A 12,113-nucleotide genomic window follows, 5' to 3' on the forward strand; every position below is an offset into this window, starting at 1 on the left:
CTCGTACTGCCGAAACGATACGCGTGTCATGCACGGTGTCGTGGCCCTACAGCTTCCTGGACGCCCACCACACCGTGCCGACGGTGATGACCGCCGTGGCCGCGAGCAGGATGCCCGCCCCGGTCCACTGCATCGTCGGCATCTGGTCGAAGCCGAGGTACTCGATGACGTCGTTGACGATCCCGTGCTCCTTCAGGCAGGCGTCCGACGCCGCCTCCGTCGACTCGGCGCAGGTTCCCCAGCCGTAGAGGCGGCCGTCGGCGGAGCCGATCCAGCGGTCCAGTTCGTACGGGTCCTTCAGCTGTTCGTAGATGCCGCCGCCGTACGGGTGGCTGAACATCCGTGACGGCGCGAGGTGCGCCCGCAGCTCTCCCCAGACGATCCGGACGGCGATGGAGAAGGCGAACGTGACGGCCATCGCCGGGAGGAGCCGGCGCACCAGCATGCCGATGGCGATCCCGGCGGCGGTGAGGAAGAGGCACAGGGCGGGGAGCATCGGGCCGGTGTGGTCGAACACGGCCCCGTCGTACCACCGGAGCGGGAACAGCGAACGGTAGGGCTTCCACCACCAGGTGAAGAACGCCGAGAGCACCGCGCCGGTCAGCAGCGCCGCCGCGTAGCACCAGGCGAGCTTGGCGGTGATCCACCGGCGGCGGGACACCGACTGGGTGGTGACCAGTTGCAGGGTGCCGCGTTCCTGGTCGCCCGCGATCAGCGGGGCGCCGAGGAAGACGGCGAGGAGGACCGGGAGCATGCCCAGGGCGGTGATCGTCAGGTCGACGCTCCCCCAGCCGGGTACCGGCATCGGCGGTTGCTTGTCCGGCCAGCCGAGCGCGGCGAGGGTGTCGGCCAGGCGGTCGCGCTGGTAGACGATCCAGGCGGAGCCGAGTACGACGGCGGCCGCCGCGGTGAGCAGCGCCGCCCGGTGCTGGCGCAGGACGAGCCAGGTCAGCCCGCCCAGCAGGCGGCGTCGGGGCCGTTCGGCGGCCGTCCGGGGCGGGTCGGTCAGGGTGGTGCTCATCGGGCGGGGGTCCCTTCGGCCTCGTGACGGGCGCCGGGTGTGTACAGGGCGGGCGCGTCCGGCGAGCGCAGGTGTGCCAGCAGTACTTCCTCCAGGGTCGGTTCGACGACCTCCCACTCGGGGCGCAGCGGGCCGTTGGGGCGGATCAGCGCCTGGAACTGCCGCCCCTGGGCGCGGTGTTCGACGACGGTGTGCGGGGCCAGTGGGGCGAGTGGGTCCCCGTCGGTGACCAGTCCCGTCACCAGCGCGTGGGCCGGGACGAGGTCCTCGGCGTCACCCGCCAGCCGGACCCGGCCCCCGGCGAGGACCAGCAGGTAGTCGCACATGTCCTCCAGTTCGGCCAGCAGGTGCGAGGACATCACGACGGTGATGCCGCGTTCGGCGGCCTCCGCCATCAGCAGGGCGCTCAGGTCGTGGCGGGCCAGGGGATCGAGGTCGGCCATCGGCTCGTCCAGCATCAGCAGGTCGGGCCGCTTGCCGAAGGCGAGCGCGAAAGCGACGCGGGTGTGCTGGCCGCCCGAGAGGGCGCCGATCCGGGCGTCCATCGGCACTTGGCCGGAGCGGACGATCCGCTCGGCGGAGGCCATGTCCCAGGCGGGGTTGAGCTCGGCGCCCAGGCGCAGGGTCTCCGCCACGGTGAACCCCTTGAACAGCGGTTTGTCCTGGCCGAGGAACGCGGTCCTCGGCCTCGCGGTTCCGTCGCCCGCCGGGACCCCGAAGACCAGCAGTTCGCCTTCCGTCGGCCGCAGTTGCTGGGTGGCGAGCCCCAGCAGTGTGCTCTTGCCCGCCCCGTTGGGGCCGACCAGCCCGCAGATGCGCCCGGCCGGCAGCCGGAACGAGCAGTCGCGCAGCGCCCAGCCGCGTCGGTAGCGCTTCCCGAGGCCCCGGGCCTCCAGGGCCCAGGCGTCGGGCGAGCTGCGCGGAGCGAATGCGTCGGTCATGCACACACCCTCAATTCCACTAGTCAATTAATGGAATCATGGTCTTGAGGGTGGGGAGGTGTCAAGGCCGGCCGGGGGATCCCCGGGGTGTGGGGGCGCGTCGCACCGCGCGGCGGATCCTCCGCGGAGTTCGCGGGCGGGAGGGGGTGCGTGACCGTTCGTCACCTGGCGCGGTCGACGAGTGGGGCGCCTGCTTCGTGAGTCCGACGTCGGCCAAACCTTCCGGCGACGAACCGGCCGGATCGCGCCCGGGGTCGCTGACGGCAGTGGGGGGCGCTCGCCCCTTCATGGGCGCCGACAGGTGCGCCGACTGGTCGTTCAGGATCGTGTAACGCCTGGGCGCGGGAGGTTTGGGGCATCCCGGATCGAGCCAATTGACCTACTAGCAAAATCCGGTCACGGGGGCAACTCCGGTGGGAAATTTACCAGTTGACTGGTTGACAAGGGGGGTGGACGCATGGCGAACCGCTGGGCTTGGTGGGTGGCGGCCGCGCTGTGTGCGGCGGCCGGGATCGGGCTGGTCGCGGTGGCGGTCCTGGTGGACCTCGACACGGCGGAGAAGTTCGCGAGCATCGGCGGTGGGGTGATCGCGCTGTTCGGCTTCGCGGTCACGCTCCGCGGGCTGTTGCAGGGCTCGGGCAGCGGAGCGCCGAGCGGCGGCAGCGGGCAGGCGGCGCCGGGGTCCTCCGCCGGCGGGGGGAGCCGCCGAGAGGTGCGGGTCACCGCGGAGGACGGCGGTATGGCGGCCGCAGACGGTATCGGCGCCGGTGCCGGCGGAGCCGGTCAGTGGCGTCGTGGCCGTCGAGCCGATCGTGAGCGGCCGCAGAACGAGACGATCGAGGTGACCGCCAGGGGGCAGGGGTCGGTGAGCAGCGGGGGCCGGATCGACGGGGTCGACCCCACGAGGCGCACGCCGTGACCCGACCGTGGACGCGGCGCGGGAAGTCCTCGGGAGGAGGCGGTGCCATGACATCGCTGCGGAACGTGTCGGCCCGTGACGGAGGGACTGCCGTCGGCGGCGACTACCGGATCATCCGCATCAGCCTCACCGGCCACGGCCGCTGGGTCTGGATCCTCATCGCCCTCGCGAGCCTGGTGGCGGCGACCGTCGGCCACCCGGAAAGCAGCGACTGGCAGCGGGCCTTCTACCTGGCCCCCGCCGTCGTGGCGCTTGCCACCGGGCTGACCGTCGCCCTGTCCGCGTCGCCGGGGGCGCCCGGCGAGAGCATCGGCAGCACCATCAGGAGGCCTCCCGCGATCTTCGCGGGTGTGACCGCCCTGCTGGTCGCCGCGAGTTGGTGGGGGTTCTCCTGGGTGCGGGACCACGGCGATCTCTCCGTCACCGAGCAGTTCCGCCAGGTCGCCTCCCAGCCGATGGGCAAGGCGGACCGAAGGGACGTCACCGTACTCATCCCCGCCCAACGGCCGTCCCTGACGATCGATTTCCACCTCGAGGAGCACTACTCGAGCCAGTGGTGTGTGCCCGGGGCGAGGATCGGGGTCGCCGCCTCCGGTGGGGCCGTCGAAGAGCTGGGGCCGCGGACGGCGAGGATCCGGCTGAATCCCGGGGTGACATCGCTCGGTCTGACGTTCACGGTCGATGTCGACGACGGTTGTGAGATCGATGTCGACGTCAGCAACGCCGTCCTACGAAACAGTTGATGAGGGTCACATGTCCATTCCCCACCGAGGCCGTGCGGTCGTGGCACTCTCCGTCGCGTCGGTCCTGCTGGCGAGCGCCTGCGCCAGTGACCACGACGGGTCGGACCTTTCGATCTTCAAGCAGGACCGATTGGTCATCGGGATGAAGAACGACCAGCCCGGCACCAGCGTGGTGGACCACTACGTACACACCGGATTCGACCTCCAGGTCGCCTACCACTTCACCAAAGCGGAGGGCATCACCCCCAAGCAGATCGCCTTCAACGACGTGTCCTCCGACGATCGCGTGGCGGCGCTCCTGGAGAATCGCGTCGATCTGGTGGTCGCGACCTTCTCCATCGATGACGGGCGGCTGGCCGACATCAACTTCGCCGGTCCGTACCTCTCCACCAAGCAGGGGTTCCTGCTCCGCAAGGGGGAGTCCTCGTACAAGTCCGCCGAGGACTTCAACGGGAAGTCCGTCTGCGCCTGGGCCGGCACCACGTCGGAAACCGTGCTGAAGGACCAGTACCCTCAGATCCACCGCATCCCGGGGAACGACGCCCAGGACTGCATCAACAAGCTCAAATCGCGCGAAGTCGTCGCGGTCTCCACCGACCAGCTCATCCTCTACGGGTTCGCCCACCAGGATTCGAGCCTGGAGGTCTCCACGGTCACCATAGGGTCGCCCAACAACTACGGCGTCGGGATCTCCAAGAAGCACCCCGGGGACTGCGAGGAGCTGGCGGCCAAGATCGTCGAATACGTCACCAGCAGCGACTGGCAGAACGACCTCACTGCGGCATTCCCGGAGTTGAAGGACGGGGACCGGTGGAAGCAGTTTCAGCCGAAGCCGCAGCAGATCGGGTGCCACGACAAACCGTCGAAGTCCTGATCGTTCCTGAACGACGTCCGAGGGCGCCGGGGGCGGATGATGCCGCCGAGCGGCGCCGTTCGAAGGCTTCCGGGCTGCCGCTGTCGGACGGCAGCCCGGAACTGCCAGGCGGTGCCGTTGTGGCCACCGTCGGCGAACGGCCGCCCGCGCCCCTCGTGGTCCGGCTCCGCTCGTGAGCGCCGGAGCCGTGCTCAGCCGTCCTCGGGCAGGTGGAAGTAGACCGTCCCCGACCGCCAGGGCCCGTGCTCGGTCGTCTCCGACTCGAAGACGACATCCTGGACTTCGACGGGGCCCAACGCCTCGATCGAATCGGCCAGCCTCCGCAGGAGCGCGGGCACGCTGTCACAGCCCGGGCCCGCGGGATTGGCCTGGGAGAAGTGGCGAATGGTCCAGGACTCCGGAGTGCTCGTCATGGCCCGATCGTAGGACCCGCTCCCGCCCGGCCGGAGTCGAGGGCGGGGCCCGGCGATCGCGACCTCGGGTCCCAACCGCTCCCGAGTACCCGTGGCGCGGTCCGTCGGCGACGAGGTTGCCGAAAGCCGCAGCGGCACCGTGCGAGCTGCGATACAACCGGTGGCGAACGGAGTCACCGGAGGGGGCCGCTGATGCGCAGTGGGAACAGTGTTCGCTACGGCGAGGGCGACAACGCCGTGCTGAGGATGGCGCTGTGGCAGGTGTGGAAGCTGAAGTGTTACTGGTGCAGAGAGCCGGTGAAGTTCGCCGACTGCCAGATCGACCACATCATCCCGAAGGACGTCACCGACGACGAGTTGTCGAATCTCAAGAGGCACTTCGGCCTGCCGGGGAGCTTCGATCTCCACGACCCTCACAACCTCGCGCCGAGCTGCGCATCCTGCAATGGGCCGGGGGGCAAGGGCAGCACCACCTACGATGCGCCGGTCTACTTGAGCCAGCTGGACAAGGCGGCCAGGCGCCGCTCCGCCGTCGTCGCACGCGTGCAGGCGTTCGGCCGTTCCGGCAAGGTCGCCGAGCACCTCTTGCAGGTCGTCAAGGCGGACTTGAGCCGAGCTGACGCTCGTCAGGAGTTCCTGGACCACGCTCCTGCGGTCGTTCAGATCCTTTCGATGATCGGTGACGGTCGGGCGGACTACCGGTCGTTCAACCGTCTCGAGGTCGAGGTCGACGAGTTCGGTTCCGAGCAAGGGATCATCGTCTCCCTCGACGAGCGGGGGCGGACGACAGCGGCCCTTCTCGAAGAGGTGTGTGCTGTGGAACTCGGATCCGTTCTTCGGGAACCCGTCGTGCGACTGCTGCGGCAGGTGCGAACGCGAGTGGTGGAGCACTTCGAGTACCTGCACCTGGACAATCCGATCTCTGCCGGCTCGCCCGTCAGCGACTGGTTCGTCATCGAGCTGGAATCGCTCGACTTCCACCGGGACGGGCAGCGGATCGAGTTCACCGCCGGCGGAGTGTTCGAGGGCAGCCTGTGGGTGTCGCTGACACGCGGCGACTCCAGGGGAGACGGGCTGGAGGACCTTCAGGCCGATGTGGTGGTCGATGGCGCGTTCTCGGCCTCGGTGTCCTGGGACCTGACCTCTGCGCTGTCCGGTCTTGAAACGGGCGACTGCGTGATCGACGGGTGGAGGGTGGACGATCTCGGCCTGGTCCTGGCCGGGTGGGGCTGACCACGGGCGGGCTCCGACAGGCCGCTTCCTGCCGATCGTCATGGCGGCACCTTCTCACGATCCGTGACCGTCGTATCGCCATACTGGCGGAATGGAGCCCGAGTTCTATCCCGAGGTCATCGCCGCCGGAAGCCTCGCCGGCGCGCTGGAGCGGACGGCCGCCCGGCTGGGCCTGGACATCACGGTGGTGCCGGACGACACGGACGACACGGCGGCCATCGCCGCCCCTGCCCTCGGGCGGGAGCCGCTCCTGGTCTACGTCGAGAGCGGCTGGCGCTTCTTCGGCGTCGACGGCTGGAGCCGGGGCCTGGCGATGATCGCCGGCGGTACCGCCGACCTCGCGGACATCGTCCGGGCGGGCGTGGCCTGGGGGAGGGGGGAGAGCCTGCCCGCGATGCGCGAGCTGCTGCCCTGGCTGGAATACGGCGAGTTCGCGGAGGCGGCGGACCGGAACCCGGCCGACGCGGTCGACGTCGCATGGCGGCAGCTCAGGGAGCAGGGCCACGAGGAGGCCGACGGGTTCCCGGAGTTCGGGGCGGCAGTGGAGGCGGCGCACGGGCGACCGAGACTGCGACGACTGCTCCCGTTCGACAGCATGCGGCGGCTCGGCTTCCGGCCCAGCGTCGGCCACGTGCTCGGGCCGGCGGTCGTCATCGTCCCGGGCCGTGGCAGCGGCACGTACCGCGTGCAGCGCACCCTGGACTGCGAGGGAGCCGGCGACCTGATCGCCGAGGTCGGGTCGGCGGCCGAGGCGGCAGCCCTCGCCGAGGCCCAGGTCCCGGCTGACCTCGGCCCGGCCGTCTTCGGGCCCGACGAGCCGTGAGCGGAGGGGACCGGTCCGCCCGTTCCCGGGGGTGGGGGGGGGGAATGGGGACGGGGTCCGACGCCTGTCCGGAGCCGGACCCCATTCGACTGTGGAGCGCCAGGCCTGGGTCGCACGGACTCTTCCTACTGAAAGTAGGACGTGCTCTGGTAGCACCGCTGACGCTCCCGGGCGGGCGGGGCGTTGACAGGGATTTGAGTGCCCGTAGAATTTTATGAAGGTAAAGGAATACTCATTTGAGAATCTAGAGACTCTAAAATGTGGGCAAATGGTACGTTTCTCTCCAGCTCGCGGCCGACGGCGGTGGGCGGATCTTCCGAGTGAAGGAACTGACATGTCGGTCGGCGGTCGGTCCGACCGCAACGTTCGGAAGGCGCGATGACTCGCTTCTCCACCGCCGCCCTGCTGGGTGCGACGGCTCTGATTCTGCTGGAGACGATCGCGATCGTTCTCTTCTTCTGCATTGCCATGCCGCTGCTCGCGGGCGGCATCGCTTTCGAGGATGAGGTGGCGCCCACGCCGCGCTACGTGCCGTACGGGTTCCTGTTCACGGGCATCTTCATGGTCGGGGTCAACGGCTGGGCCGCTCTGGGCCTGTGGGCGATGCGGCGGCCGTGCGAGGCGCCCCGTGGTTCCTCCGCCCTGGTCGGGGCGGGAGTGGTGCAGGTCATGCTGCTCGGTTATGGCCTGCTGTCGGGGGAGTACCTGTTCACGCTCTTCGCGGCGGCGGTGCTGGCCCTGCTCGCCGTCCTCGTGCGGCCGGCGTTCGCGAAGCCGTCCGGCTGACAGCGGCCGCGGTGGAGCGGGAAGCCGGGTTGAGTACGAATACTCATGTCACCGGCCGGGTGGATCGGGCACGATACCCACCGTGCGCACGGCCGGCCGGAGGTGGTCGGACGCCAGGTGGCGAACCGTCAAGACAAGTGAATGGTGGCCCAGTTGGGCTCCGTCCCGGGCCGACGGTATGGTCGCTTCCGGGAGTGGCGCTCCCGTGCACGAAACACTGCATCCGGTTACGAACCCGCGGGGGTCCTTGTGTCCATGGTCCGATCCACCGGCAGGATTCCGCTCGCGGTGGGTGCGGCGGCGATGGCCGTGGCCGCTGTCACGGGATGCTCCTCCGGCTCCGGGTCGATCTACGGCCTGCCGACCGCGGCGGCGGCCGATGCCACCTCCCCGGCGGCCACCCCGAGCGCCTCCGCGGGTACCGGCCCGGCGGCCGCACCGACGCTCCCGGTCTCCGGCGAACCGGCGTTTGGCACCCCCGGCAGCACGCCGACCGGCCCGCCGCCGCCCACCGGGATCGAGCTGAGCGCGTTCCTGCCGACGGCCGCGATCCTGCCCGCCGGGTGGACGATCAAGGGGGACGGCAGCGAGCACGACACCGGCACCGCCATCAACGGGTACCGGGCCGACCCGCCGCAGATCAAGGAGCCGTGCAACCAGATGCGGCTCGCCGGGACCATCTTCTCCCAGGGCTACAACGTCTCGGGCGCGATGAACGAGGTCTACGACGGCGAGCACGCGGTCCAGGTCTACCTGGGCGCCTACCGCCCCGGCGACGCGGCCCAGTTGCTCACCGACCTGCGGGCGTACGCGGAGCGCTGCAAGACCTTCACCGGCAAGAGCGTGGACGGCGCCCCGATCCCGATGACCGTGACGTTGCGGCCCGTGCCGGGGCTCGGTGACGAGGCCTTCGACATGAGGAGGGTGCCCACGGGCCCGTACCGCACCTCGGAGATCGTGGTGACCCGGATCGGCGACAAGGCGCTGTTCCTCAGTGGCGACGACATCCTGGGCCGGCTGCCGAACCTCATGCAGCTGGCGGTGCCGCTGGCGAAGACCGTCAAGTAGCCGCTCCGGCCCCGCCCGGGCCGCTCTACGGTGACGGGCGGGGGCCGGCCGTCAGCCGCTGCCCGACGGGCGCTCGCGCCGGGTCGGGTGCCAGGCCGGGGGCCGTGGTGGCCGCCGGGAGGGCGGGTGCGTCGGGCGCCGGTCCGGTGTGCTCGACGGACTCGGCCCGCTCCGCTCCCCGGGTGGCGACGGCCAGACAGGCCGCGATCAGCACGAGGTTCTTGAGGATGTACTGCCCGTCCATCGTCGGGACGGGCGGGACACCGTCCACCCACACGTCGTCCGGCAGCAGGACGAGCGTCGCGAACACTCCGGCCATGTGCACGAAGAACACGGCCAGGGTGAGGGGCAGCAGCAGCCCGGTGACCAGGCCGGCCCCGATGAGGACCTCCATGAGCGCCAGCAGCGGCCGTGAGACGCCGGGTGGCACCAGGTCGAAGGTCATCACGCTCATGCAGCGGGTGGCGAGGTCCTCCGCGGGGCTGGCCCCGGGGACGAACTTGAGCAGCCCGAACCAGAGGTACACCAGTCCGACGCTGATCCGCAGGACCGCGGGGGCCACCCGCCGGTAGCCGCGGGAGAAAGCCTCGGTCCGGCGTCTGCCCGACCGCACCGCCCGTGCGAAATGCGACTCCATCCGCCCCTCCTTCAGATCCCTTCACAGTCGCCGGCACCGAAGAGGACGGGACGCACCGGGGGCTGGCGGGATCCGGGTGAGGGGCTGCCCGAGGCGCCAGCCGGGCGCGGACTGTCAGGTGCCGGCTCGGAAGCCCGCAGCTTAGCGCCCTCGCGGTGCCACGGATAGGTTGATCGCCTTGCCGGACGGCGGGATGACGCTCCGTCCGCGCGGCTGTTCACTCCGTGCCGATGCCGGGCCGTCGAGCCTCACCCCTGACGCGGTCTCAACCGGAAGATGGTCTCGACCACTTCCGGACATGGTCTCAACCACTCGAAGGAAAGCCCAGCTCGGCGCGGAGCCGACTCTGCGGACTTGACAGAACTTGCCAACCCCGGGCCCCACAGGTCCAAACCATTGACCCGGTCATGACGTCATGTGAATCTTCGGGAACCCGAGCGCGGACGGCCCGCACGGCCGTCCCCACAACACGGCCCTGCGGTGTGCCACCAGCCATGCCGTCCGCGTCGAGGAACCCCCACATGCAAGGAGCCTCGATGCAACACAGAGTTTCCGCCGGCCGGTTGCTGACCGCTGCGACCACCCTGACCGTGTTGGCCGGCATGATCGCCGCCACCGCCGGGCCGGCCACCGCCGCGCCCGCTCCCGCCCCGGCCCCGGCGCCGAGCGCCCTGGCCGCCGCCGTGAACGCCGCCGACGCCGCGGCCGCGAGCGGACTGGACGCGCTGGCCAAGGGCCAGGACGAGACGTACGAGCGCAAGGCCGTCACCCCGTTCCTCGGCGGCCTCTACTCCGTCTCGTACGAGCGCAGCTACCACGGCCTGCCCGTGGTCGGCGGCGACGCCGTCGTGCTCTCCGACGGGCAGGGCAAGGTCCGCGGCCTCCAGTCGGCGGCCACCGGCCCGGTCAACGCGCCCACCAAGGCGAAGATCGGCGCCGACAAGGCGGAGAAGACCGCCCGCACCAAGCTCGCCGCCGTGGACTCGGTGGAGTCCCGCCGCCTGGTCGTCCGGGTCAAGGACGACACCAGCCGCCTCGCCTGGGAGACCGTCCTCACCGGGCGCGACGGCAGCGCCCCGAGCCGGCTGCACGTCTTCGTGGACGCGACCACCGGCGAGATCGTCGACAGCTACGACGACTCCCGCGCCGGCACCGTGAACAGCAAGTGGAACGGCCCCGGCCCGCTCACCATCAGCACCACCAACTCCGGCGGCTCGTACTCGCTGCGCGACCCCAGCCGCCCGGGCCTGAGCTGTTCCGACAACAGCACCGGCCAGGTCTTCTCCAAGAGCTCCGACTCCTGGGGCAACGGCAGCCCCTCCAGCAAGGAGACCGGCTGCGGCGACGCCATGTACGCCGCCCAGCAGGAGTGGAACATGCTCCGCGACTGGCTCGGCCGCAACGGGCACGACGGCAACGGCGGCAGCTGGCCGATCAAGGTCGGCCTCAACGACGTCAACGCGTACTGGGACGGCAGCTCCGTCTCGATCGGCCACAGCCAGGCCGGCGAGTGGATCGGCTCCCAGGACGTGGTCGGCCACGAGTTCGGCCACGGCATCGACCAGTACACCCCCGGCGGCGCCAACAACGAGAACGGCCTCGGCGAGGGCACCGGCGACATCTTCGGCGCGCTGACCAAGGAGTACAGCAACCAGCCCGCGCCCTACGACTACCCGGACTACCTGGTCGGACGGCAGATCAACCTGGTCGGCAACGGCCCGATCCGTAACATGTACAACCCCTCGCTGGTGAGCAACAACCCCAACTGCTACTCCTCCTCCATCCCCAGCACCGAGGTGCACGCGGCCGCCGGCCCGCTGAACCACTGGTTCTACCTGCTCTCCCTGGGCTCCAACCCGGGCGGCGGCAAGCCCTCCAGCCCGACCTGCAACAGCTCCTCCGTCACCGGCATCGGTGTCAAGCAGGCCGGCCAGGTCTTCTACGGCGGCATGCTGCTCAAGACCAGCGGCATGACCTACAAGCGCTACCGCACCACCACTCTGACGGCCGCCAAGAGCCTCGACCCGACCTGCGGCCTGTTCAACCAGACCAAGGCCGCCTGGGACGCGGTCAGTGTTCCGGCCCAGGCCGGTGACCCGACCTGCTCCGGCAACCCCAACCCGGGCAGCAACGACTTCTCGCTCTCGCTCAACCCGGGCTCCGGCTCGGTCCAGGCCGGCGCCTCGACCACGGCGACGGTGAACACCGCCGTCACCTCGGGCACCGCGCAGAGCGTCAGCCTGACCGCCTCCGGCCTGCCCTCGGGCGTCACCGCGAGCTTCAACCCCTCGTCGGTGCAGGCCGGTTCGTCCGCCACGCTGACCCTCTCGGCCTCCTCGACGGCGGCCTCCGGGACCTACCAGATCACCGTGACCGGTACCGCCGGCACCACCACCCACACCGCCCAGTACACCCTGGCCGTCGGTGGCGGTGGCACCCCGAACCCGGGTGGCACCTGGGCGGCCGGCACCACCTACCAGGCCGGTGACGTGGTGACCTACAACGGGGTCAGCTACCGCTGCCTCCAGGGCCACACCGCGCAGATCGGCTGGGAGCCGTCGAACGTCCCGGCGCTCTGGCAGCGGGTGTGACCGACCACCGCTGACACCCGGTAACACCCGGTAGCAACGGAGAACAGAGCCGCGCCGCGGTCCG

General features: G+C 70.4%; 11 protein-coding genes and 1 pseudogene. 8 read left to right on the forward strand and 4 right to left on the reverse strand.

Annotated features, from left to right (window positions below):
* Positions 1 to 46: 46 nt before the first annotated feature.
* Together ACFRMQ_RS13295 and ACFRMQ_RS13300 are read right to left on the reverse strand one after the other, a co-directional pair.
* Positions 47 to 1,021, reverse strand: coding sequence for an ABC transporter permease (locus ACFRMQ_RS13295; RefSeq protein WP_380730208.1), 975 nt, complete (start codon positions 1,019 to 1,021; stop codon positions 47 to 49).
* Complete coding sequence (locus tag ACFRMQ_RS13300) at positions 1,018 to 1,962, reverse strand: ABC transporter ATP-binding protein (RefSeq protein ID WP_380730210.1); 945 nt, start codon at positions 1,960 to 1,962, stop codon at positions 1,018 to 1,020. The genes ACFRMQ_RS13295 and ACFRMQ_RS13300 overlap by 4 nt, the downstream gene beginning before the upstream one ends.
* A 457-nt stretch (positions 1,963 to 2,419) precedes the next feature.
* On the opposite strand from ACFRMQ_RS13300, the gene ACFRMQ_RS13305 reads away from it, so the two are divergent.
* From ACFRMQ_RS13305 to ACFRMQ_RS13315, 3 genes are read left to right on the forward strand one after another with little or no spacing between them, the layout of a single operon-like run.
* On the forward strand, positions 2,420 to 2,881 hold the full coding sequence (locus tag ACFRMQ_RS13305; protein WP_380730212.1) for a hypothetical protein: 462 nt from the start codon (positions 2,420 to 2,422) through the stop codon (positions 2,879 to 2,881).
* Between the two features lie 47 nt (positions 2,882 to 2,928).
* The gene (locus ACFRMQ_RS13310; protein ID WP_380730214.1) at positions 2,929 to 3,624 is read left to right on the forward strand and encodes a hypothetical protein; all 696 of its coding nucleotides are present in this window, start codon (positions 2,929 to 2,931) and stop codon (positions 3,622 to 3,624) included.
* Between the two features lie 10 nt (positions 3,625 to 3,634).
* Positions 3,635 to 4,498: a transporter substrate-binding domain-containing protein gene (locus ACFRMQ_RS13315; protein ID WP_380730216.1), complete on the forward strand. Its 864-nt coding sequence runs from the start codon at positions 3,635 to 3,637 to the stop codon at positions 4,496 to 4,498.
* A gap of 191 nt (positions 4,499 to 4,689) precedes the next feature.
* Here ACFRMQ_RS13315 and ACFRMQ_RS13320 read toward each other — a convergent pair whose 3' ends face one another.
* Positions 4,690 to 4,911, reverse strand: coding sequence for a hypothetical protein (locus ACFRMQ_RS13320; protein WP_380730218.1), 222 nt, complete (start codon positions 4,909 to 4,911; stop codon positions 4,690 to 4,692).
* 192 nt (positions 4,912 to 5,103) lie between these two features.
* On the opposite strand from ACFRMQ_RS13320, the gene ACFRMQ_RS13325 reads away from it, so the two are divergent.
* From ACFRMQ_RS13325 to ACFRMQ_RS13340, 4 genes are all read left to right on the forward strand, one after another.
* Positions 5,104 to 6,144, forward strand: a complete 1,041-nt coding sequence (locus ACFRMQ_RS13325; RefSeq protein WP_380730220.1) for an HNH endonuclease — start codon at positions 5,104 to 5,106, stop codon at positions 6,142 to 6,144.
* A 91-nt stretch (positions 6,145 to 6,235) separates the two neighbouring features.
* A complete protein-coding gene (locus ACFRMQ_RS13330; protein ID WP_380730222.1) occupies positions 6,236 to 6,967 on the forward strand; it encodes a DUF6193 family natural product biosynthesis protein in 732 nt (243 codons plus the stop codon).
* A 378-nt stretch (positions 6,968 to 7,345) separates the two neighbouring features.
* Positions 7,346 to 7,753, forward strand: a complete 408-nt coding sequence (locus ACFRMQ_RS13335) for a hypothetical protein (RefSeq protein WP_380730224.1) — start codon at positions 7,346 to 7,348, stop codon at positions 7,751 to 7,753.
* Between the two features lie 255 nt (positions 7,754 to 8,008).
* Positions 8,009 to 8,821: a hypothetical protein gene (locus ACFRMQ_RS13340; protein ID WP_380730226.1), complete on the forward strand. Its 813-nt coding sequence runs from the start codon at positions 8,009 to 8,011 to the stop codon at positions 8,819 to 8,821.
* A gap of 25 nt (positions 8,822 to 8,846) precedes the next feature.
* Here ACFRMQ_RS13340 and ACFRMQ_RS13345 read toward each other — a convergent pair whose 3' ends face one another.
* The gene (locus ACFRMQ_RS13345) at positions 8,847 to 9,458 is read right to left on the reverse strand and encodes a DoxX family protein (protein ID WP_380730228.1); all 612 of its coding nucleotides are present in this window, start codon (positions 9,456 to 9,458) and stop codon (positions 8,847 to 8,849) included.
* A 536-nt stretch (positions 9,459 to 9,994) separates the two neighbouring features.
* Between ACFRMQ_RS13345 and ACFRMQ_RS13350 the strand changes: the two are divergent.
* Positions 9,995 to 12,031 (forward strand): annotated as a pseudogene (locus ACFRMQ_RS13350) (M4 family metallopeptidase); the annotation flags it as partial.
* Positions 12,032 to 12,113: the final 82 nt, after the last annotated feature.

The organism is Kitasatospora sp. NPDC056783 (assembly GCF_042789895.1).
Taxonomy (GTDB): domain Bacteria; phylum Actinomycetota; class Actinomycetes; order Streptomycetales; family Streptomycetaceae; genus Kitasatospora.